Raw genomic sequence first — 22,947 nt, forward strand, 5'->3', positions numbered from 1 at the left:
TCCTAAATCGGCTCGGCCTTGCGAGCTTATCGCGCCGCGCGAACGGCTTGAAAACGCCATACCAATGGGAGGCTTGCCCTTTGAAAATGCGCGGAAAATCGCCGGCAGCGGTTTAGCAGGTCAACAGGTCTTTTCGCAAGCAGGCCCGGCGCGGCCGAATCGATCAGAAAAGTGGCGATCCGGGCTTGGAATGACCGTCATCCCGGCGAGGATGTGCCAATCTGGCGCGGCGCGGGGTCCGCACTCTCGTCCTTCAGCGCCACGCCGGTGATCTCCCGGGCCAGCCCCTCGCGGACCAGCCAGGCGATCTTGAACGCCGCCTCCTCGTGGCTCAACCCGGCGTGATGGATGTTGGAGACGCAATTGCGCTCGGCATCGGTGCGGCTGGGCCTCGGCGCAAAGGTCAGATAGGCGCCGAGGCTGTCGGGCGCGGACAGGCCGGGCCGCTCGCCGATCAGCATCACGACCATGCGCGCACCGAGAATGGCGCCGATCTCGTCGCCGAGCGCGACGCGCGCGCCCGATGCGACGACGACATGGCGAACCGCGACAGCATCCCCCTCCGCAAGCAATGGCAGCAGGCGCCTCACCACGATCGCCGCATGGCTATGGACCGCCGCCGCGGACAGGCCGTCTCCGATCACGACCGCGAGCTGGCACGGCGCCGAGATGCTTCGTGCCAGACGCTGGGCCGAGCCGGGGTCGAGCTGCCGTCCCAGATCCGGCCGCCGCAGATAGTCGCTGCGATCGACCGCCCGGCTCCTCACCTCGGTCGCGGCAACACCGAGCGCGTCGAGATCGGCGATGAGACGCGGCGTATCGAAGGCGGCATGCACGGCATCGCGGGCGCGGGCATGATCCAGCGTAAAATCGAGCAACGCCTTCGTCGGCAGGCTCGCGCCGCTGCGTCCCAGCGCGACGCGCGCAGGCGTGAACGACTGCAAATCGAGGGTCGGACGGCGCGGCAGGGCCGGGTCAGACATGGGGCATCATTCGGCCGGAACGGCGGCCTCGCGCAGCCGGATCGAATAGTTCGAAGCGTTCTGTTTGCCGCTGGAGGCCGCGCGCGCAAAGGTGATGAGATGGTGCGCGATCAGCGTGCAGCCGATCAGGCCTTCGATGTCGCCGCGCTTGATGCGGCCCAGCGCGAACTTCCAGAACACGCGCCTGTAGTCGCCAAGCACGCCGACCTTCCAGAAGATGTTGCGTAGCATGACGAGGCCGCGCCGGATGTTCGGCCAGGTCTTCATCTCGTCCGGCACCGGCACCTTGAGCCGGTTCACATAGACGTGGTCGCATTGGTGCTGATAGCGCGCGTAGACCTTGTCGGGCGCGTAAGCGACTGCCATGGCGTGCTTCCAGGACGCGACGACCTCGTCATAGGGCAATAGGAAGTCGACGTTGGAATCGCGGCCATCGTCCTCGACCAGCCGCCCCTCGCGCTCAAGCCGGTCCCATAGCGGCGTCTTCGGCAGCGCCTGCAGCAGATTGATGGTGAGCAGCGGAATCCGGGACTCCTCGACGAAGGCGAGCAGCGCCTCCGAGGTGTTCGGCTTGTCGGTGTCGAGCCCCATGATGATGCCTGAGACCACCTCCATGCCGTAGGAGTTGATGGTGCGCACGCCCTCCAGGATCGGGACCATCATGTTGTGGTCCTTCTGCATCGCCTTCAACGCGTCGGGATCGGGCGTCTCGATGCCGCAGAAGATGGTGATGAAATAGGCCTCGCGCATCTTCTCGAGGATCTCGGGGCGTTTGGCGATGTTGAGCGTCGCCTCGCAGGCGAGCCGCACCACGTAGCCGGTCCGCTTCTGCCACTCGATCAGGTGCGGCAGCAGGTCCATGGCCGCCTTGCGGTTGCCGATGAAATTGTCGTCGACGAAATAGACCGTGTCGGTCATGCCGCATTCGCGCAGGCGGTCGAGCTCGGCGATGATCTGCTGCGGCGTCTTGATGCGCGGATTGCGGCCGTAAAGGCCGGGGATGTCGCAGAACTCGCACTGGTAGGGACAGCCGCTGGAATATTGGATGCTGCCGAGGAAGTACTTCTTCACGTCGGCGAGCTCGTAGGCCGGGATCGGAAACTCCGTCATCGGCAGGCGGTCCTTGGTCGTGAGCACGACCTGCTGCTCGGGCCGCGAGGTGTCGCGCGACAGGATCTCGATCAGCTGGTTGGTGGCATCGCCGAGCTCGCCGACATGCAGATAATCGAAGGACGGGTAATAGTCGGGACAGGCGCTGACGGAAGGCCCGCCGAGCGCGACCGGCAGATCGAACTCATGGGCACGGCGGCAGATGTCGTTCATCTGCTGGCGCTGGATGTGCATGCCGCTGACGAAGACCGCTTCCGCCCATTCGAACTCCTCCCTCGTCGTGCGGCGCAGGTTCTCGTCGACGAATTTGACCTGCCACTCCTTCGGAAGATAGGCGGAGATCAGCAGCAGCCCCTGCGGCGGCATGAAGGCGCGAACGCCATCGGTCAGCGGATAGGAATGCTCGAACGTGCCGAAGGACGAGGTGTAGCGCGGAAACACGCAGAGAATCCGCCGGGACGTTCCGTTACTTTCAGCTCGCATCAAAGCTCCCCCGCCACACTCAACCGATGGTGCGGAAATTGCCAGCCCGACACATAGCGTAATGCTGTCGCCGGAATTTCTCAATATTGTGGCGTAAGCATAATTCCGAGAGGCGCCGATGGTTTCCCAACCGAGTTGACCTTCCGCCTCATGCGATCAGCCGCGCGGCAAAATCGGGCAGCAGGCCTGCATCGCCGGCAATCCGGAAATCGGCACCTGCAATGCCCGAGCGCGCCAGCCAGTCGTCGAATTCCGGCGCACGGCGCAGCGCGAAGACGTCCCTGACATAGAGCGCGTCGTGAAAAGACGTCGACTGGTAGTTCAGCATGACGTCGTCGGCACCGGGAACACCCATGATGAAGGTGACGCCGGCGGCGGCGAGCAGCGTCAGGAGATTGTCCATGTCGTCCTGATCCGCTTCGGCGTGGTTGGTGTAGCAGATGTCGACCCCGAGCGGCAGGCCGAGCAGCTTGCCACAGAAATGATCCTCTAGCCCGGCGCGGATGATTTCCTTGCCGTCATAGAGATATTCGGGGCCGATGAAGCCGACCACGCTGTTGACCAGCAGCGGAGCGAAGGCGCGGGCGACCGCATAGGCGCGCGCCTCGCAGGTCTGCTGGTCGACGCCGTGATGGGCGCCCGCCGACAGCGCCGAGCCCTGGCCGGTCTCGAAATACATCAGGTTCCGCCCGACCGTGCCGCGCGACTGCGACAGCCCGGCCTCTTGCGCCTCCTTCAACAGTGCGAGGTCGATGCCGAAGCTGCGGTTGGCGGCCTCGGTGCCCGCGACCGACTGGAAGACGAGGTCGACCGGCACGCCCTGCCCGATCAGCGACAGCGTCGTCGTGACATGGGTCAGGACGCAGCCTTGCGTCGGGATCTGCAGCCGCGCGATGATCTCGTCGAGCAGCCGCAGCAATTGCGCGATGACGGCCGGATCATCGCTGGCGGGATTGATGCCGATGCAGGCATCGCCTGCCCCCAGCAGGATGCCGTCGAGGATCGAGGCGGTGATGCCCCTTGCATCGTCGAAGGGATGGTTCGGCTGCAGGCGTGTGCTCATCCGCCCCTTCAGGCCGATGGTGTTGCGAAAGGCGGTGGTGACCTCGCATTTCCGCGCGGCCAGGATCAGATCCTGGTTGCGCATCAGCTTCGACACCGCGGCCGCCATCTCCGGCGTGATGCCGGGCGCCAGCTTGCGCAGGATCTCGGGCGTTGCGGCGTCCGACAGCAGCCAGTCGCGGAAGGCGCCGACCGTCAGCGATGCCACCGGCGCGAACGCCCTGGCGTCATGGCTGTCGATGACGAGGCGAGTGACCTCATCGGCCTCGTAGGGAACAACGGCTTCCTGCAGGAACTGGCCGAGCGGCACATCGGCGAGCGCCATCCGCGCGGCGATCATCTGCTCGGAGCTGGCTGCGGCAATTCCGGCCAGCCGGTCGCCGGAGCGAGGGGGTGTCGCCTTGGCGAGCAGGTCGCGCAGGTCGGGAAAGCTGTAGGTCGTGGCGTCGATGCTGTGGCGGTAGACCAAGGGTCTCTCCGGGTTGCTCGGCCAACGGCCGACTCCAAGACTATCCCAAAAGACTATCCTGAAACTAAACCTTCGGATCAAGACGCTGAAATGACTTGCCTTTCCTTCGACCTAGGACGGAGGCGGCCAGGCCGCGCGTTAACGAGGCGTCCATCTTCGTTCTGCATAGTTTTGCAACAATTTGCCTGACCCCGTTCACCGGCCGGTCAGGCCAATCCGGGCTCCTTGAACATCATGACATCCGTCCGATCTGGGAATGCCGCCAAGCCGGCAGGCCGCTTCACGCTTGCCAGCAAGCTCTATGCGATCTTCGCGCTGTTCGCGCTGCTCACGGCAGCGATCGCGATCTTGTCCGACTACAACAGCCGCCGCAGCGCGGACCTCGCAGTCGCGATCGAGACGGCCAATTCCGCCGCGCTGAACGTCGAGCGGGTCAACTCCCTCGTCTATGCGGTGGTGATGGAATCGCGCGGCATCTACATGTCGACCGAGCCGGCCGTGGTGAAGAAATACGGCGACGGCCTGCTCAAGTTCAACGCCCAGATCCTCGACGTCGTGAAACGCTGGGAGACCATCGTCAAGGAAGACGATGCCGAGCAGTTCGCGACCTTCAAGAAGCGCATCGAGCAGTTCGTCGAGTTCCGCAAGGAGCTGGTGCGGCGCGGCGTCGAGATCAACGCGGCAGCGGGCCGCGAATGGGGCGACAACGACGCCAACCGCAGCGTCCGCTCGGCGCTGAACAAGGACCTCGAGGCGCTGTCCAAGGTCTATGCCGAGCGCGGCAGGCAGATCGCGCAGCAGACCGAGACCGCCCGCACATTGTCGTTCATCCTCACCTGCCTCGGCGGCGTGGCGCTGGCCCTCGTCGTCGCTGGCATCGTCATCATTGCCCGCTCGATCGCCCGGCCGCTCGCCGCGATCACCGCCACCATCAAGCAGGTCGCCGACGGCGCCGACGATGTCGTGGTGCCGCACTCCGACCGCGCCGACGAGATCGGCGCGCTGGCCCGCGCCATCCAGGTGTTCCAGGACTCGATGGGGCGCAACCGCAACCTCGCCTCGCAAGTGTCGCAAGACGCCGCCGCGCGCGAGGAGCGCGCCCGTCACGTCGAGCGGTCCGTCGAGCAATTTCGCGAGGCGATCGGCGCGATCATGCGCGGCCTCAGCGACAACGCCTCCGTCATGCGCGAGACCGCGCAGACCATCACGCGTGTCACTGCGGATGCTAGCAGCCGCGCCGGCACCGCGGCGAATGCCACCGAGCAGGCCTCGCACAACGTCACCGCGGTGGCGGGCGCGGCCGAGGAGCTTTCGGCCTCGGTGGTGGAGATCGGCCGCCAGGTGCGGCAGAGCGCGGGCGCGGTCGAGCAGACCGGCCAGCGCACCGAGAAGTCCATCTCCGAGATCGAGAGCCTCGCTGCAGCCACGCAACGCATCGACGGCGTGCTCAACCTGATCCAGGCGATCGCCGAGCAGACCAACCTGCTCGCGTTGAACGCCACCATCGAAGCGGCGCGTGCCGGCGATGCCGGCCGCGGCTTTGCTGTCGTCGCCCACGAGGTGAAGGCGCTCGCGGGCCAGACCGCCAAGGCCACGGCCGAGATCAGCGAGAACGTCGCGATGATCCAGGCCTCGACGCGGAACGCCGTCGACGCCGTCCGCGAGATCGGCGGGGCCGTGCGCGAGATCAACGAGGTCACATCCGCGATTGCCGGCGCCATCAGTCAGCAGGACCAGGCCACGCGCGAGATCTCCTCCAACGCGCAAAGCGCCGCCCAAGGCAACGAGACGCTGGTGGCGAACATCACCTCGCTGCGCGATGCCATTGGCGAGACCGATACTGCGGCGGCTTCGGTGTTCACCGCCGCCAGCAGCCTGACCGAGACGGCGCAGACGCTGTCGCGGGAGGTGGAGACGTTCTTCCAGAACCTGCGCGCGGGGTCGGCGGACGGGCGCATCGCCAAGGCGGGGTAGCGGCCCGCCTGGCGCCGCGAAAACGGTCGCTCCAGCAAAAACGGAAAAACAACCCCATGCACAGTAGGCGGGGGTGAGGTTTTTCAGTGGCTTAGCCGAACGGCGCGAAAGCGTGCTGTTCTTGCGGACCGATTTTGACTCGTCGGGCAAAACAGGGGCATGATGTCAGCATGACGAGCGTGGCGCCCGTGCCGCAGCCGGCGCACAACCGAACGGGGTTACCGCTCCGAACCCGATCGAGCGACCAAGATCCGGACGCGGCCGCCGGCATCCTCGAGCTCGCGGTAACGGCTTAGCTCGGCCTGGAGCTCCGGATCGGACCTTGCCCAGGCCAGCCAGTCGAACGGGACCGCGCTCAGCAGCCGGGTATCCACGAGGATCACATCCGGACGACCGGCGCGCAGGTCTGCGAGCAAGTGCCGCCGCTCGAAATCGATGATGCTGTCCAGTCTTGCGCGCTCGCCTTCGGTTGGCGTCGTCGTTTTCTGCAGCATCATCGCGCCGGCAGCCAACAGCTGCATGCAGGAGCTGCCCACCCAGGTCCCGTTGACCTCGCGGACGAGCGGATGCCCCAGCGCGACGTGATCGCCGATCGTGATCAGCCGCGGATGCTTTGCGAGGGCCAGGATGCGCTCCTTGAGCGGCGGAAACGGCCGGACCTGCAAGGCCAGGCAATAGCCGATGAGCGCAACGGCGGCGAGGCCGGCGATCATGACCGGCATCCGCATCGTCCTGATGCGCGCATGCAACAGCGGCGCGGCGATCGCAAAGACACAGAGCGCAAACGCCGTGTAGGTCCAATGCTTGCCCTGGAGAACGAAACTTGCAGCTCCACCGAGCGCCGCAGCCAACCACGGGGTCGCGTTGCCTCCAAACTTGAACTCGTGCGGGGCCAGCAGGCCGAGAAACACGACGGACCCGGCCAACACCATGGCCGGGAAAGACAGCAGATCGCCCAGATTCATCCGCAACGGCAAATAAGCGGCAGAGACCATCGGCGCATAGTCGAACAGATAGGCGGGGAAAACGCTGGCGAGGACCGCACCGTAGCCGATGACGACAGCAGCCGCCGTCATCGCTTCCGGAGAGAACAACGGCCTGAGCGATCGCTGGCGGACGACCGCAAGGACGATCGGAAGCCCGACGACCAGGGCAAGCTGGGGCTTGATGCTCATGGCGAGTCCGGCGCCAAGTCCCGCCAGGACCGCAACCGCTCCGGGGCTGAGGCCACGCCAGCGGATCGCGGTGACGGCGACGAAAGGGGTCAGCGCAATGACGGCGACGTGCTCACGCTGTCCGAATACGCCGCTCGGAAGAATTGCGAACAAGAACGCGAACAGGCAGGTCGCAACGATCCGCTCTTCAATCCCGAGCCTTGCGGCCGCAGCGGCACGATCGATCATCAGAAGCGCGACGATGATTTCGACCAGGATCAGGATGATCACGATCACTTCAGGCGCAATTCCGGTCGTTCGCGCCAGCATCGATGCCGGCATGTACAAATAGACCGACAGGGGTGGATTCAGCTCGAAGAGATCGACGCCCGGCTTGCGGCCATCCAGGACCTGCTCGCCCTCCGTCAGCAGGCAGGCCAGATCCGGGTTCAGGACGATCGGTATCTGGACGAGCAAGGCAGCCAGGAGGAGCGCCGCGACGATCAGCCAACGCAGGCTCATGCGGAAATGGCCCGCCGGCACCTACAGGACGCGAGCGCTTCCTGTAACGTCGGTATCGGACGTTTTCTCGCGCGAAAGCGATCTGTGCTCTTTCACCTGGGTGAACCCGCCATGGCGTGCAGGGTCACTCTCGGTCAGCAGTAGTTACTATTGTACTACAGTGATCTGAGGCCATACGGCATCGCGGCCAAAGGACTTGCCCGTCGCGGCGCTTCGAAGCGCCGCCGATGCGCAATCCGGCCAAGGGCCACGGCGCTACCCCATCACCCCGCCGCGCCTGATCAGCTCCTTGCCGACGGCCGCGAGATGCACCTGGTCCGGCCCGTCGCCGATGCGGATGAAGCGGGCGTAGACGTAAGCGCGCGCGAGGAACGTGTCCTGCGAGACGCCGGCGGCGCCGTGGATCTGGATGGCGCGGTCGATGACGCGGGCGGCCATGCTGGGGACCACGATCTTGGCCGCGGCGATCAGATCGCGCGCGGCCTTGTTGCCTTCGCGGTCCATCTTGTCGGCGGCCTGCAAGGTGAGCAGCCGCGCCTGCGCGATCTCGCAGAAGGAATGCGCGATGTCCTCGCGCACCGAGCCCTGCTCTGCGAGCGGCTTGCCGAAGGCGACGCGCGAGACCGCGCGCTGGCACATCAATTCCAGCGCACGCTGGGCGCAGCCGATCAGGCGCATGCAGTGATGAATGCGGCCGGGGCCGAGCCGGCCTTGCGCGATCTCGAAGCCGCGGCCCTCCCCGAGCAGAATGTTCTCGGCGGGCACGCGGACGTTGTCATAGACGATCTCGGGATGGCCGACGGGCGCATCGTCAAAGCCGTAGGTGAGCATGTCGCGGACGATGCGTACGCCGGGCGTATTCCTCGGCACCAGGATCATGGATTGCTGGCGATGGCGGTCGGGGTGGTCGGGCGCAGTCTTGCCCATCACGATCAGGATCTCGCAATCCTCGTTCATCGCGCCCGAGGTAAACCATTTGCGGCCGTTGATGACGTAATCGTCGCCGTCGCGCTTGATCTCGCACTGGATGTTGGTGGCATCGCTGGAGGCGACCTGCGGCTCCGTCATCGAGAAGCCAGAGCGGATACGCCCCTCGAGGAGCGGCGCCAGCCAGCGCTCCTGCTGCGCCTTGGTGCCGTAGTTGGCGAGCACCTCCATGTTGCCGACATCGGGCGCGGAGCAGTTGAAGACTTCGGGCGCCCAGAGGATGCGGCCCATGATCTCCTTCACCGGCGCGTATTCGAGGTTGGTCAGGCCCGGGCCGTGCTCGCCGGACAGGAACAGATTCCACAGCCCCTGCTGGCGCGCGAGTTGCTTGAGATCCTGGAGAATTTGCGGCGTCTTGTAGCGTGTCGCCTCCGGCTTGACCTGCTCATAATAGAGCTCCTCGACCGGCTCGACCTGTGTCCGCATGAACTGGCGGACGCGCTCCTGCAGCTCCAGCGAACGGGGAGAGTGCTGAAAGTCCATGATGGTCTCCTGATCGCTGACCTTCCCGCCAGTATCGTAGGGTGGGCAAAGCGAAGCGTGCCCACGCATCTTTTGCGATCGAGTGAGATGGTGGGCACGGCGCAAGAGCGCCTTTGCCCACCCTACGATTCCAAGCGAGCGGAGAGAGACGCTGGCTCGCTCAGTCTCACGTCCCGCGCAGCAATTCGCTGGCCACGATCCAGTCATTGCCGTCGAACTGGAGCATGTAGCCGTCCTTGATCGGGCGGAAATCCTGCGGCGTGGTGTTAAGGGTGATGCCGGGCATCAGGAGCGACAGCGGCACGTTCTTCAGATTCGCCGCTTGTGCCATGATGTTCTCGCGCGTCAGATTGTCCTTGCATTGCTTGAGTAAGACCACCAGCGCTTCGGCGACGGTGTAGCCGTAGAGGCCGGCGACGTTGTTGATGTCGGCATTCGGCAGGCGCTTCTTCATGAAGTCGATATAGGCCGTCATCGCCGGGTCGTCCCTGGGCGTTTCGACGAACGGCTTCAGCGCGCCGAGCGACAGCACACCCTTGCCGGCCTCAAGCCCGGCCGGCGCCATCACGGTGGCCTTGTTGGCGCATCCCGAGGCGAGAAAGCGCGTCGGCTGCCAGCCGACCTCGTGCGCCTTGCGGATCGCCTGCGCGCAGGCGCGCGGCGTCACCGAATAGATCATGAAGACGTCGGCCTTGGTATTGGCGAGCGTCAGAACCTGGGAATCGACGGTGGGGTCGGCGACCTCGAAGCTCGAGGCCATCGCGATCGCCTTGTCGGCGTCGGCACCGAGCGCCTCCTTGACACCGCGAAGATATTCCTTGCCGGCGTCGTCGTTCTGGTAGAGCACCGCAAAGCGCGCATTCGGGTTCTTGGCGCGGGCATAGGCGACATCGATTGCGGCCTCGCTGGTGTAGTTCGGTGCCCAGGGCAGCGCGATCGACCACGGCATGTTGGCGGGATCGTTCCACTTCGAGGCCGAGCTGATCAGGAAGATCTGCGGCACCTTGTTGCTGTTGAGATATTTTGCAATCGCCGAGCTCGGCGCCGTGCCCATGGTGGCGAAGATGAAGGCGACGCCGTCGCCCTCGACGAGGCGCCGCGCGGCTTCCATGGTCTTGGGCGGGGAGAAGGCGTCGTCCAGCGAGATCAGGTTGAGCTTGCGGCCGCCAACACCACCCTTCTCGTTGATCTCGTCGAAATAGGCGGAGATCACCCGTCCCGTGATGCTGAGCGGCGAGGCCGGACCGCTATAGGGCATGGTGTTGCCGATCTTGATCTCGGTGTCGCTGACCCCAGGACCGTAGGATTTTTGCGCGGAGACAGGGGCGGACGCGCAGGCGGCGGCCAGCGCTGCGGCCAGGACCAAAGCGGCTTTCATGGTTTCTCCCCGATGATCATCGCCGCGCGAGACGGTCACGCGGCGTGCTGACTCTTGTCAGCACGTCAGCTCAGCGGAGTTCCGCAAGAGGGTCTTGCGTCGAGTTGCTGATGGCGTTGCGCTAGCCGCGCCGCTTCAAGGCGAAACCCAAGCTGATCCAGCCGGCGCCGGCCATCATCAGGTCGATACCGAGAAACAGGCCGAGGATGTAGACGCTGTTCACCGGCCAGCGCGCCACGACCAGGAGGCCGAGCAGCAGCGTGATGGCGCCCGAGAGCGCGACCCACAGCCACGGGCTCTCGCGCTTCATGCTGAAGGCAAGAAACAGCCGCACCGCGCCCGAGGCGATCAGCGATGCGCCCAAGAACAATGTCAGCAGGACTGCCGCGAACAGCGGGTTGGCGAAGGTCAGGAAGCCGGCGATGACATAGAGCACGCCGAGCAAGGCCCAGATCAGAAACTTGCCCCAGCTCTTCATCTGGAATGCGCCGATGATCTCCGTCACGCCGGCGACGATCATCATGGCGCCGACCACGATCACACTCGCCACCGTCGCCATGACCATGCTGCCGAGCGCAACGAAGCCGGCGATGAGGTAAACGACGCCTAGCGCGACGATCCACCCCCATTTGCCGTGCAGCGCAGAGATACCCGAGCTGGAAGGATGAGATGCGTCTGAAGCACTGGTCATGGGCCACTCCTGCATGCGAAGCCCGCGGGCACACGCCAGGATAGCACACACCGCACCGGGACGACAGCCAGCAGAACAGCCTTCACCTGTCGCAATGTTGACGCAAATCAAGCTCGCGCGCGGGGCTTCAGCCGCGCGTGCGCTCCATCTCGAGCTCGGCCTTGAGATTGTCGAGATCGCGATAGATTGAAGCGACCGCGAGGACGCGGCCGCCCTTGCGGTACTTCAGCAGGCAGTCCCTTCCGGAGATATTGCCGTCGATCGCGACGTCATCGAAGTTCTCAGCGTGGCCGACATAGTTGATCGGCACGTCATAGTGTTGGCTCCAGAAGAACGGCACCGCGTCGAAGCGCTCGCGCCTGCCGAGCATGTTGCGCGCGGCGGTCTGACCCTGCCGCTCCGCCACCACCCAATGCTCCACACGGATGCTCTGCCGCGAATGGGGATCGGGCCAGCGCGTGATGTCGCCGGCCGCGAAGATACCGGCGACGCTGGTCTCCAGATATTCGATGACGCTGACGCCGCGATCGGCGGTTAGCCCCGCCTGCTCGGCGAGCGCGAGGCGCGGCTTGACGCCGATGCCGACCACGACGAGGTCGGCCTCGATGACAGCACCGCTCTTCAGCCTCGCACGTAGGCCATCGAGCTTCTCCACCGTTTCCTTCAAGTGGAAGACGACGCCGTTGTCCTCGTGAAGGGAGCGAACGAAATCGCCCATCTCGGCGCCGAGCACCTTCTGCATCGGCCGCTCGTCCGGCGCGACCACGTGCACCTCGATCTTGCGGGCCCGCAAGGACGCCGCGACCTCGAGGCCGATGAAGCTGGCGCCGATCACCAGCGCCCGCTTGGCGCTCCCCGCCGCCTGGATGATCGCCCGGCTGTCGGCGACGGAGCGCAGGGTGTGAACATGCGGCTGGTCCGCGCCCGGGATCTGCAGCTTGAGCGGCTCGGCGCCGGTCGCCAGCAGCAGCCGATCGAACGGCAGCTTGTCGCCGTTGCCGTGCGTGACGCTGCGCGACTTGGCATCGATCGCGACGACGTCGGCGTTGAGCCTGAGATCGATGCCCGAGTCGCGGTAATAGTCCTCGCCACGCAGCGGCAACCAGTCCTCCGGCGCGTTGCCCGCAAGGTAATCCTTGGAGAGATTTGGCCGGTCGACCGGCATCGCGCCGTCATTGCTGAACATGGTGATGGCACCGGCAAAGCCCTCGCGCCGGAGCGTCTCGGCGGCGGCGAAGCCGGCGGCGCCACCGCCGACGATGACGAATTTGTCTGGCGCCGGTGCGCTGCGATGGGCGGACGGCGGCGTCAGGGCCTCGCGCTTGCGCCGGACGATGATCTTGTCCTGATCGCGCGTGGCCTCCCAGACCGCCAGCGCGTTCAAGGCCGGCGGCCGCGTGGCTTCGCCCGTGCGCAGGGAGAAGCAGGCATGATGCCAGGGACAGCGGATGGTGTCGCCCACCACCAGGCCCTCGGCGAGCGGGCCGTGATAATGGCTGCAGGCCGGCTCGATCGCAAAGACCTCGCTGCCAGCCTGCACCAGCAGGACATCGTCCTCTCCGACGTGACCGAGCAATTTGCCGTCCTTGAACTCGGTCAGGGCCACGCCTTCGGTCAGGTCGGGTCCGCTCGGCTTCTTATCCTCGGCCATGGCAACGCCTCCATCATGAGCGCGCGAGTCAGTCGTCCGAACTGGCGAGCCCCAGCAGTTCCTGGCGCGTCAGCGCATTGTCGCGGAATACGCCCAGCATGCGGCTGGTGACGAGATCGGTCCCAGGCTTGTGCGCGCCGCGCGTGGTCATGCAGTGATGTGTCGCCTTGATGATCACCCCGACGCCTTCGGGCTTGAGCACGTCGTTGATGGTGTTGGCGATCTGTGCGGTCATCTTCTCCTGGATCTGGAGCCGTTTTGCGTAGACGTCCACCACGCGTGCGAGCTTGGAGATGCCGACGACGCGCCCCTGCGGAATATAGGCGACCCAGGCGCGACCGACGATCGGCGCCATGTGGTGCTCGCAATGGCTCTCGAAGCGAACGCCGCGCAGCACGATCATCTCGTCATAGCCTTCGATCTCCTCGAAGGTCTTTTGCAGGATTTCGGTCGGGTCCTGTGCGTATCCGGAAAAATACTCTGCGAACGCGCGTGCAACGCGAGCAGGTGTCTCGCGCAAACCGTCGCGCGCGGGATCATCGCCGGCCCAGCGGATCATGGTCCGGATCGCCTGTTCGACCTCCGCCCTGTCAGGCCGATCGGACGGCGTCTGCGCCACGGCGACACGTTCCAGCTTGCGCACTTGTGACTTCATCAAGCTTCTCCCCTGCAACGAGCCCGCATATGGAAGCGGGCCCACAGCTTGGACGGCGCCAATCGGAAAAGGTTCCCGAAAGTCGGGGAAACTTGGGGAACGGGAGGATGGCCTAGTGCCGACCCGCCAATCCCCTCATGATGAGGTGCGCCGAGGGCGCCTCGGGGCCGCCTATGAGGCAGCCGCTTTCCGCACGTCGATCACGGCCTGTGCCCATTCGGCCGGCCGCTCTTGCGGCAAATTGTGACCGGCGTCGGTGAAGACGCGCCGCTCGAAAAACCCCTCGAACTTGCGCGCGTGGTGGGCGGTGCCGGGATTGACGCCGTCGCTGTCGCCGTCGATCGCGATCGTCGGGACACGGATCGGCGGCTGCGCGGCAAGCTTCGCCTCGATCCCCGCATAGGCGGGATCGCCGGCAACCAGCGCGTAGCGATGGCGGTAGGAATGGATCACGACGTCGACGAAATCGGGATTGTCGAAGGACGCGGCGCTCGTCTCGAACGTTGCGTCATCGAAGGCCCATTTCGGCGACCACATCGTCCAGAGCTGACGGGCAAAGCCGCGGCGGTTGCGCTCCAAGGCGCGGCGGCCGCGCTCGTTGTGGAAGAGATATTGATACCAGAACGCCGCCTCCTCCGGCGGCGAGGCCGGCTCCATGGCGAGGGCGATGTTCTGGATGTTGTAGGAATTGCCGGAGACGAGACCGATCACGCGCTCCGGATAGAGCGCCGAAACCACGCAGGCGGCGCGCCCGCCCCAATCATAGCCGCCGACGATGGCACGCTTGACCCCGAGCGCATCCATGAAGGCCAGGAGATCGGCACCTAACCCCGCCTGCTCGCCGGAGCGTAGCGTCTCGGCGAAGCGAAACCGCGTCGGCCCGTAACCGCGCAGCCAGGGCACCAGCACGCGTGCGCCGGCCTCGGCGAGGATCGGCGCGGTCTCGGCATAGGCGTTCACGTCATAGGGAAAGCCGTGCCCCATGATGCAGGGCCAGCCGTCCGGCGCACCGTATTCGCGATAGGCGATGTCGAGGACGTCAGTGGTGACGGTTTTTTGTTGCATGCATGTCGCAGCTATTTCTGCGGACCGGACAGCGAGATGTCGCGCTCGGCACGGAACACGTTGCTGTAGAGGTTGGCGATCCATTGCCGGCCGATCTCGGTCTTGTTGAGATAGCCGATCTCGGTCTGGATGTGCGGAGCAACGCTGTTCCAATAGAATTGCGGATAGCGGTTCACGATGTCGGCGGGCGAGTCGTAGCCGAGCTGGCGGTTGATGCCGACCTCCTCGAACTCGTAATAGAGCGCGTTGGCCTTGCGCAGATAGTTGGGATCGCCGAGCTGGCCGATGAAGTCGGCCGCGCGCAGGATCGAGGCTTCGGTATCGTATTCCTGCCCCGGCTGGGCGGGAAACCGCGTGCCTTCGATCGCGCGGGCGACGCGTTCCGGGTCAAGCCCCGGAATATGCCTCAGTCGCCGCATCACGTACAATTTCGAGCGATCGACGTGATACATCATCAGGCTGGCATCCGATGCGCCGCGCGGCAGGGAAACCTTCGTGCCGGCCGCGTCGACCAGGAAGCCGTCCTCGTCATCCTCCTCGAACAGGCCGCGCACATAGCCGATATCGTGAGCGAGGCAGGCAATCAGGACGTGGACATAATCCTCTGCCGCCAGGTGCGTGTGGAGATACCGACCGCTGAGAATCGAATGCCCAGCCAGCGTCACCAGCATCGTGTGCTCGATATTGTGATAGAGCGCATCACTGTTGCCGATGCATTCCATCGTCGTGCGGGTGGCGCTCTCGATGATGTTGGCCGGCGTCTCACCGAACCTGCGGCGCATGAACGAGCCCAGCACCTTCTCCAGGGATTCGGCCGCCAGCCTGGGTAAGGTCATCATGGATGCAGCCCCGTCCGCCGCTGGTATCCCATGCCGTCTCCCGACGTCTCATTCTTGTCTCGACTTGCCGGGGAGCATAGCCCATCTTGGGCCGGGTCACCAAACTCCGGGGCGAAAATTCCCGTCATCTTGCCGGCCCCGCTGCGCAACATCACGGTTGCCGTCACAGTTCGGCACAACCAGAGGCTGGCCGGAAGGCGCGGGAGCGGCGCCGCTTCTCGGACCGCTCAGGGCGCGGCCAGGATATCGGCGCCGTCGGCCGGGCGCGAAAGGCTTCTGGCGAGATAGAACAGCTCGACCAGCTTGCCGCGCTTGCCGGCCAGCGAGAAGATGTATTCGGGCGACTCCGCCTCGATTTCCGCGATCGCCACCTTCGCGATCCGGTCGATGCGGCTCGAGCCGTGCTCCCACACGAAGCCGACGCCAAGCCGGTTGGCGACCGCCTCCAGCATCCCCTCGCGCGTATTAACGATGATCGTCGGACTGGCGCGCAGGTTGAGGGTGCGAAACGCCCGGTCCACGGCGCGCTGGGTCGCGGAATCCCGGGTCCGGAACACCAGCGGATATTGCATGAGGCCGGCGATGGACACGCGCGACTGGCGGCTGAGATCGTGAACGGGATGGCAGATCGCAACGACGCGCTGCTGCACGCAGGGCTCGCGCCGGAAGCGGTTGTCCTGCGGCACCTCCGGCAATACGGCGACGTCGACGCGCTGGTCGACCACCGCGGCCATGATCGCCGACCAGCTGCCGATCTCGATGTTGATCTGGATCTTCGGATACAGATTGCGGAACGCCGCGATCAACGCCATGCCGGGCATGGCGTTACCGAGCCCGATGCGAAGCTCACCCCCCGTGAGCTCGTCGCGCTGCTGCAGGATGGCGAGCGCATCCGCCTCGACCGCCTGCATGCGGCTCGTGGCGGCATAGAGCCGCCGACACAGCGACGTCGCGATCAGGGTCTGGCCGTGCCGGTCGAACAGCGCCACCCCGAACTCGGCCTCCAGATCCCGCACCAGCTGCGCAACGGCCGGCTGCGACACCCCGAGCCGCCTTGCCGCAGCGGCAAAGCTGCCGGTCTCGAACACGGCATTGACCGCCCGGACACGCGAAGACGTCAACGCCACGACAACAACCCCAAGATGATATTCCCCGTCGGACCGGGCGAAAGCAAAACCTGGGATGACCATAAGGAAGGCCATTGACCGTTATGTGAATGTCAGACGCGCTTCCTACTCCTCGTGCGCCGCAAACGGACCAGCAGGGGATCAGTGCGCATGGCGCAAATCGAACTATCCGCAATCCGCAAGTCCTTTGACGGCACCGACGTCCTGAAGGGCATCGATTTCCGCATCGCCGACAGCGAGTTCATCTCGCTGGTCGGCCCGTCCGGCTGCGGCAAGTCGACCCTGCTTCGCATCATTGCCGGGCTCGAGCCGCAAAATTCCGGCGAGGTCCGTATCGACGGCCGCCCCGTGGACGGCATTCGCCCGAGCGCGCGCAACCTCGCGATGGTGTTCCAATCCTATGCGCTTTATCCGCATTTGAGCGCCTTCGACAACATCGCGGTGCCGCTGCGGATGCGGCGCCTCTCCGCGATCGAGCGACTGCCGCTGCTGGGTGCGCTGCTGCCGGGCCGGCGCGCCAAGGAACGGCACATTCGCGCCGACATCGAACGCATCGCCGAGCAGCTCGACATCACCCCATTGCTGCGGCGCAAGCCCGGACAGTTGTCCGGCGGACAGCGGCAACGCGTCGCGGTCGGACGCGCCATGGTGCGCGAGCCGGTGGCCTTCCTGTTCGACGAACCGCTCTCCAATCTTGACGCGAAGCTGCGCGTCCACATGCGCGCAGAGCTCGCCGAGCTGCACCGCCGCCTCAAGGCGACGTTCGTCTACGTCACGCACGACCAGGCCGAGGCGATGACGATGTCGAGCCGGATCGCCGTCATGATGGGCGGTGAGCTGATCCAGGCCGGCACGCCAGCCGAGATCTACAACGAGCCCGGCGACATCCGCGTTGCCGAATTCATCGGCAGCCCCAAGATCAACGTCCTCCCCGGCCGGATCCGAAAGGACGGCGGCGTCGATGTGCTGGGGACCGCCTTGAAGCTTACGTGCAATGCGGCGGCCGGCGATTGCCGCATCGGGGTCCGTCCGGAGCGGATCGAGCTCGGCACCGGGCCGTTCTCCGGAACCGTCGTCCACCTGGAAAATCTCGGCGCCGAGGCCTTCGTGCATCTCGCAGTCGAAGGCACCGGGTCGCGCCTGATCGCGCGGCTCGCGGACGTCAAGCATTTGCCGGCGATGGCAAGCTCCGTCGCCTTCGGCTTCGCACCAGACGCGGTGCGGATGTTCGATCCGGCCGGGAAACGGATCGAGCTCAGAGTGGAGCAGGCCGAGCGCATCCGTGAGCCCGCCCATGTCTGACGGCTCCATGACCATCGGCGCGGCCGTCGCTCCCACGGGCACGACGAGGCGCACGCTGCCGGCCCATGGCAGCAGGCGGACTCATGCCGCCTACGCGCTGGTGACGCCGGCCGCCGCGCTCATGCTGGTCATGCTGCTCGGTCCGCTCGCCGGCGTGATCGCCCTCTCCTTCACCGATTATCAGCTCGGCGCGCCGCATTTCTCCTGGATCGGGCTGGCCAATTACCAGGACCTGTTCGCCGACAAGGTGTTCTGGACCGCGCTGCGCAACACGCTGACTTACGTCGTGATCGTAGTGCCCGGCGCCGTGATCGCCGGCCTTGCGATCGCGCTCTTGATCCAGAGCGGCACCAGCCTGCGCAGCCTCTACCGGACGATCTATTTCCTGCCCGTCATGGCGACTCTGATCGCGATGGCGGTGGTGTGGGAATTCATGCTGCATCCGCAATTCGGCCTGGTGAACGGGCTGCTCCGCGGCGCCGGCCTGCCGGCCTTCGCCTGGCTGCAGGACCGCAGCACGGCGCTCTATGCGCTGTGCGCGATCGGCATCTGGCAGGCGGTCGGCTTCAACATGGTGCTGTTCCTCGCCGGCCTCGTCTCCATCCCCAAGCAGCTCTACGAGGCGGCCGAAATCGACGGTGCCTCGAGCGGCTGGGCACGCTTCCGCCTCGTGACCTGGCCGATGCTGGGGCCGGTCACGACCTTCGTCGTCGTGATCTCCGGCATCCGCTCGTTCCAGGTGTTCGACACCGTGCACGTCTTGACCAAGGGCGGCCCGTCGAAATCCACCGAGGTGCTGATCCACACGATGTACACGGAAGGCTTCGAGTTTTTCCGCTCGGGCTATGCCGCGGCCATCACCGTCGTCTTCCTGGTCTTCGTCCTCCTGCTCACGCTGATCAAATCGAGGCTCGCCGATCGCGGCGTGCATTACACATGAGCAACGCGCATCCCAACCCAGTCCGGGCGATCCTCCGCCACGTGTTGCTGATCGCGGGCGCCGCGCTCATGCTGGCACCCTTCATCTGGATGATCTCGACCGCATCCAAGCCGCAGACCGAGATCTTCTCCAGCGAATTGCACCTGATCCCGCACCAGTTCGCGCTTGTCGAGAACCTGCGCGAGGCCTTCGCCAAGGCCAATCTCCTGCGCTTCCTGCTCAACGGAATCATCGTCACGGTCTCGATCTTCGTGCTGCAGGTGATGGTGGCGCTGCCGGCGGCCTACGCGCTGGCAAAACTTCGCTTCCTCGGCCGCGAGACGCTGTTTGCGCTGGTGCTGTTCGGGATCCTGATCCCGCCGCAGGCGACCGCGATCCCGGTCTTCCTGCTGCTGCACAAGATCGGCCTGCTCGACAGCTATGCCGCGCTCGTGCTGCCCTTCACGATCTCGGTGTTCGGCATCTTCCTGATGCGCCAGTTCTTCAAGACCGTGCCCGACGATCTCGTCGACGCCGCGCGCATGGACGGCATCTCCGAATTCGGCATCGTCTGGCGGGTGATGCTGCCGGCCGCGATTCCCGCAGTGACCGCCTTCGGGATCTTCTCCGTGGTCGCGCATTGGAACGACTATTTCTGGCCGCTGATCGTGCTCAACAGCGAGCACTTGCGCACGCCGCCGCTCGCGGTCGCGCATTTCCGCAACAGCGAGGCCGGCACCAGCTACGGCCCGCTGATGGCTGCGGCGATGGTGATCATCGCGCCGCTCGTCATCGCTTTCCTCTTTGCCCAGCGCCGTTTCATCGAGGGCATCACCCTGACCGGGATCAAGTAGCCACGTCACCTCAAACAAGGAGTCTATCATGCTGAAGACCATCATCGCCGCGGCGGCTCTGTCGCTTGCGGCCGGATCTGCGCTCGCGCAGACAAAGACCGAGATCGTGATGCAATATCCCTATCCGGAGCTGTTCACCGAGACGCACAAGCGCATCGCCGAGGAATTCGCCAAGGTGCGCCCGGAGATCAAGGTCACGATGCGGGCGCCTTACGAATCCTACGAGGACGGCACCCAGAAGGTGCTGCGCGAGGCCGTGACCAATCAGATGCCTGATGTCTCGTTCCAGGGTCTGAATCGCATCCGCGTCCTGGTCGACAAGAGCATCCCGGCCGAGCTGGACGGCTACATCGCCGCCGAAAAGGATTTCGACAAGCAGGGCTTCCACCAGGCGATGTTCGACATCGGCACCGCCAGCGGCAAGGTCTACGCCCTGCCCTTCGCGATCTCGCTGCCGATCGTCTACGTCAATCTTGACCTGGTGAAGCAGGCCGGCGGCGACGTGAACAATTTGCCGAAGACATGGGACGAGCTGATCGCGCTGGCCAAGAAGGTCAAGGCGCTCGGCAATGACACCAACGGCGTCACCTATGCCTGGGACATCACCGGCAACTGGCTGTGGCAGGCGCCGGTGTTCGCGCGCGGCGGCACCATGCTCAATGCCGACGAGACCAAGGTCGCCTTCGACGGAGCCGAGGGCAAGTTCGCCATCAACACGATCGCGCGGCTCGTCAACGAGGCCGGCATGCCCAATCTCGACCAGCCGTCGATGCGCGCCGCGTTCGCGGCCGGCAAGACCGGCTTCCACGTCACCTCGACCTCGGACCTCAACAAGGTCACACAGATGACCGGCGGCAAGTTCGCGCTGAAGACGATTCCGTTCCCGGACGTCGCCTCCCCGAAGGGCAGGCTGCCGGCCGGCGGCAACGTCGTGCTGATCCTCGCCAAGGACAAGGCCAAGCGCGATGCCGCCTGGGAAGTGGTGAAGTTCTGGACCGGCCCCAAGGGCGCTGCGATCATGGCGGAAACGACCGGCTACATGCCGCCGAACAAGGTCGCCAACGAGGTCTATCTGAAGGACTTCTACGTCAAGAACCCCAATAACTACACCGCGGTCAGCCAACTCGCGCTGCTCACGAAGTGGTACGCCTTCCCCGGCGACAACGGCCTGAAGATCACCGACGTGATCAAGGATCATCTCAATTCGATCATCTCGGGTGCCCGCGCCAAGGAGCCGGAGGACGTTCTCGCCGACATGACGACTGACGTGCAGAAGCTGCTGCCGAAGACGACCGGCGCGGCGCGCTGAGCGTCCTGACATCTGCCGGCACGGGACGCCATCGGCGCCCGTGCCGGACCAATGACTGGAGATGGCGATGAAACTGCTGCACCTGAGCGACATTCACTTGACGGCGCCCGGCTCGACCATCGGCGGCCGCGATCCGCGCGTCAATTTCGAGCGGGCGCTGGCGCATGCGCTGAACGATCATCACGACGCCGAATTGATGGTGATCACCGGCGACCTCTCGGATTGGGGCGATCTCGCCGATTATCAATGGCTCAAGCAGCGCCTCGACGCATATCCGCTGCCGGTGCGGCTGTGCATCGGCAACCACGACCGGCGCGCCGCCTTCCTGAGCGTATTCCCCGACCTCGCCGACGAGAACGGCTTCGTCCAGGGCATCCACGACACCGCCGCGGGGCGCTGCCTGTTTCTCGACACCGCCCATCCGGAGACGCACGCCGGCCGCTATTGCGACGATCGTCTCGGCTGGCTCGAGGCCCGGCTTTCCGAGCATGACGGGCCGTTCCTGCTCTTCATGCACCACAATCCCATGCCGGTGCATCTCGTCCCGTTCGACCAGATCGGCCTGCTCGACGAGGCTCCGTTCCGGCATCTCGTCAGCCGCCATCGGGCCAAGATCCGCCACGTCTTCTTCGGGCATTGCCACTTGCCTCTTGCAGGCTCGATTGCAGGCGTCCCCGTCTCGTCGCTGCGCGGCACCAACCATGCGAGCTATCCGCTCTTTTCCGAGACGCAGCTGCTGAGCGCCTGCGACCTGCCGCAATCCTACGGCGTCGCGTTTTTTGGAGAAGATTATGTGACCGTGCACATGGTGGAATACGGCTATGACGGTCCTATCCGCACCCAGGGTTCGCCCGATTACAAGGCCTGGGATCGCGAGACCATGGTGAGATGAACGGCGAGCGCCGACCATTACCAGGGGCGCTACTTATAAGCCCGCGCTGCACTCCTTGGAGAGTCCGCTCCACCTCGATAGCAGCGCGCTGGCGTCCTCGCCCCGGGTCGGAGATGGGCCCAGAAGCAGACATCCGATGTGAGGCTACAAGGATCGGCGGAAACTTCGGGGCGTCGTGCCGACAATTCTGCGGAAGGTCTGGGCGAAAGCCGATGGCGTCGAATATCCGACCGCGAGCGCAACTTCACTGATCGATAGATTTGGATCATTCAGCAGCCGTTGTGCAAGCAATATGCGTTGCCGAGTTAACCAGACATGCGGCGTCAATCCGGTCGAGAGGCGGAACGCCGTGCAAAAGTGGTAGCGGCTGAGGCCGACGAGCGACGCCAGTTCGTCGAGGCCGATCGGCTTGTCGAGATGCGCCAGCATGTAATCGGTCACACGCTTAAGCTGCCAGCGTGCGAGCCCGCCGCGAGTATAGGCGGGGCTCTGCGGCAGTTGTACTATGCTGTGCAAACGCAACAACTGGATGCAGAGCAGGTCGACCGAGCGATCGACCAGCAACTTTGCCGAAGGATCGGCAATGACGGCGGGGTTGCTGAGGATCGCGAGAATCTGCGAGGTCACGGCGTCTTCGCTGCCGACGCGTGCTATCAGCTCTACATTGCCTCGTCCGCCGATGAGCGTTCGGCAATGCTCCAGTCGTTCGTTGGTGAGGTAGACATGGGACACGTGCAGCGGTCCGTCAACTTCCCAATCTCCATCATGCCGCTCGGGAATCACTGTGATGGAATTGGGCCGCAGCGGAGCGGAGAGCCGCCGTCGCTCAACCGTCCACGCACTGTGTTGAGGCTCACCATAATAGGTGCCGACAAGGTGTCCGGGCATGCCCGGGGCATAGCCGTAACGCGTGCCGCGAACAAAACGATGAGTGAGTTGAGTGCCGCAGTCTAGCTGGATGGGTGCCAACGGCGGCGGTGCCTCCGATAGAATCCGGATCATAGATTGAGAAGGGTTTCGTTCTCGTGTGTGTACCGG

Annotated in this window: 19 protein-coding genes; 6 read left to right on the top strand and 13 right to left on the bottom strand. The window is 64.9% G+C overall.

Going from position 1 to position 22,947, the window contains the following annotated elements; genetic code table 11:
- Positions 1-197 precede the first annotated feature (197 nt).
- The 3 genes from eutC to ABIA45_RS14940 form a co-directional block, all read right to left on the bottom strand.
- Complete coding sequence (gene eutC / locus ABIA45_RS14930) at positions 198-983, bottom strand: ethanolamine ammonia-lyase subunit EutC (protein ID WP_404652590.1); 786 nt, start codon at positions 981-983, stop codon at positions 198-200.
- Between the two features lie 6 nt (positions 984-989).
- A complete protein-coding gene (locus tag ABIA45_RS14935) occupies positions 990-2,576 on the bottom strand; it encodes a B12-binding domain-containing radical SAM protein (protein WP_404652592.1) in 1,587 nt (528 codons plus the stop codon).
- A 148-nt stretch (positions 2,577-2,724) separates the two neighbouring features.
- A complete protein-coding gene (locus ABIA45_RS14940; RefSeq protein ID WP_271545283.1) occupies positions 2,725-4,107 on the bottom strand; it encodes an ethanolamine ammonia-lyase subunit EutB in 1,383 nt (460 codons plus the stop codon).
- A gap of 234 nt (positions 4,108-4,341) precedes the next feature.
- Here ABIA45_RS14940 and ABIA45_RS14945 point away from each other — a divergent pair, with 234 nt between their 5' ends.
- Positions 4,342-6,081, top strand: coding sequence for a methyl-accepting chemotaxis protein (locus tag ABIA45_RS14945; protein WP_404652593.1), 1,740 nt, complete (start codon positions 4,342-4,344; stop codon positions 6,079-6,081).
- 218 nt (positions 6,082-6,299) lie between these two features.
- Here ABIA45_RS14945 and ABIA45_RS14950 read toward each other — a convergent pair whose 3' ends face one another.
- The 9 genes from ABIA45_RS14950 to ABIA45_RS14990 all read right to left on the bottom strand — a co-directional run bounded on the left by ABIA45_RS14950 (position 6,300) and on the right by ABIA45_RS14990 (position 16,633).
- Complete coding sequence (locus ABIA45_RS14950) at positions 6,300-7,757, bottom strand: hypothetical protein (protein ID WP_404652595.1); 1,458 nt, start codon at positions 7,755-7,757, stop codon at positions 6,300-6,302.
- A 255-nt stretch (positions 7,758-8,012) separates the two neighbouring features.
- Positions 8,013-9,227, bottom strand: a complete 1,215-nt coding sequence (locus ABIA45_RS14955) for an acyl-CoA dehydrogenase family protein (RefSeq protein ID WP_404652597.1) — start codon at positions 9,225-9,227, stop codon at positions 8,013-8,015.
- Between the two features lie 166 nt (positions 9,228-9,393).
- Positions 9,394-10,605, bottom strand: a complete 1,212-nt coding sequence (locus tag ABIA45_RS14960) for an ABC transporter substrate-binding protein (protein WP_271545287.1) — start codon at positions 10,603-10,605, stop codon at positions 9,394-9,396.
- A gap of 121 nt (positions 10,606-10,726) precedes the next feature.
- Positions 10,727-11,296 carry an HdeD family acid-resistance protein gene (locus ABIA45_RS14965; protein WP_271545288.1) on the bottom strand — a complete coding sequence of 190 codons (570 nt, stop codon included), beginning with the start codon at positions 11,294-11,296 and terminating at the stop codon, positions 10,727-10,729.
- Positions 11,297-11,423: 127 nt separating this feature from the next.
- Complete coding sequence (locus tag ABIA45_RS14970) at positions 11,424-12,947, bottom strand: FAD-dependent oxidoreductase (protein WP_404652599.1); 1,524 nt, start codon at positions 12,945-12,947, stop codon at positions 11,424-11,426.
- Positions 12,948-12,975: 28 nt separating this feature from the next.
- The gene (gene folE, locus ABIA45_RS14975) at positions 12,976-13,602 is read right to left on the bottom strand and encodes a GTP cyclohydrolase I FolE (protein WP_036006126.1); all 627 of its coding nucleotides are present in this window, start codon (positions 13,600-13,602) and stop codon (positions 12,976-12,978) included.
- A 171-nt stretch (positions 13,603-13,773) separates the two neighbouring features.
- Complete coding sequence (locus ABIA45_RS14980) at positions 13,774-14,667, bottom strand: alpha/beta fold hydrolase (RefSeq protein WP_404652601.1); 894 nt, start codon at positions 14,665-14,667, stop codon at positions 13,774-13,776.
- Between the two features lie 11 nt (positions 14,668-14,678).
- Entirely contained in the window at positions 14,679-15,506 is an 828-nt protein-coding gene (locus ABIA45_RS14985) for an HD domain-containing protein (RefSeq protein ID WP_271545292.1), read from the bottom strand.
- A 227-nt stretch (positions 15,507-15,733) separates the two neighbouring features.
- The gene (locus ABIA45_RS14990) at positions 15,734-16,633 is read right to left on the bottom strand and encodes a LysR family transcriptional regulator (protein ID WP_271545293.1); all 900 of its coding nucleotides are present in this window, start codon (positions 16,631-16,633) and stop codon (positions 15,734-15,736) included.
- Between the two features lie 150 nt (positions 16,634-16,783).
- Here ABIA45_RS14990 and ABIA45_RS14995 point away from each other — a divergent pair, with 150 nt between their 5' ends.
- The 5 genes from ABIA45_RS14995 (at position 16,784) to ABIA45_RS15015 (ending at position 21,909) form a co-directional block, all read left to right on the top strand.
- Positions 16,784-17,935: an ABC transporter ATP-binding protein gene (locus tag ABIA45_RS14995; protein ID WP_404652602.1), complete on the top strand. Its 1,152-nt coding sequence runs from the start codon at positions 16,784-16,786 to the stop codon at positions 17,933-17,935.
- Entirely contained in the window at positions 17,928-18,875 is a 948-nt protein-coding gene (locus ABIA45_RS15000) for a carbohydrate ABC transporter permease (protein WP_157281326.1), read from the top strand. The genes ABIA45_RS14995 and ABIA45_RS15000 overlap by 8 nt, the downstream gene beginning before the upstream one ends.
- Complete coding sequence (locus ABIA45_RS15005) at positions 18,872-19,708, top strand: carbohydrate ABC transporter permease (protein WP_404652603.1); 837 nt, start codon at positions 18,872-18,874, stop codon at positions 19,706-19,708. Before ABIA45_RS15000 ends, ABIA45_RS15005 begins: the two co-directional genes overlap by 4 nt.
- Positions 19,709-19,736: 28 nt before the next feature.
- Positions 19,737-21,017, top strand: a complete 1,281-nt coding sequence (locus ABIA45_RS15010) for an ABC transporter substrate-binding protein (protein WP_404652605.1) — start codon at positions 19,737-19,739, stop codon at positions 21,015-21,017.
- Between the two features lie 67 nt (positions 21,018-21,084).
- Entirely contained in the window at positions 21,085-21,909 is an 825-nt protein-coding gene (locus ABIA45_RS15015; RefSeq protein ID WP_157281317.1) for a phosphodiesterase, read from the top strand.
- 144 nt (positions 21,910-22,053) lie between these two features.
- Here ABIA45_RS15015 and ABIA45_RS15020 read toward each other — a convergent pair whose 3' ends face one another.
- On the bottom strand, positions 22,054-22,878 hold the full coding sequence (locus ABIA45_RS15020) for a helix-turn-helix domain-containing protein (protein WP_404542491.1): 825 nt from the start codon (positions 22,876-22,878) through the stop codon (positions 22,054-22,056).
- Positions 22,879-22,947 lie beyond the last annotated feature (69 nt).

The organism is Bradyrhizobium sp. USDA 336 (assembly GCF_044908355.1).
Lineage (GTDB): Bacteria > Pseudomonadota > Alphaproteobacteria > Rhizobiales > Xanthobacteraceae > Bradyrhizobium > Bradyrhizobium yuanmingense.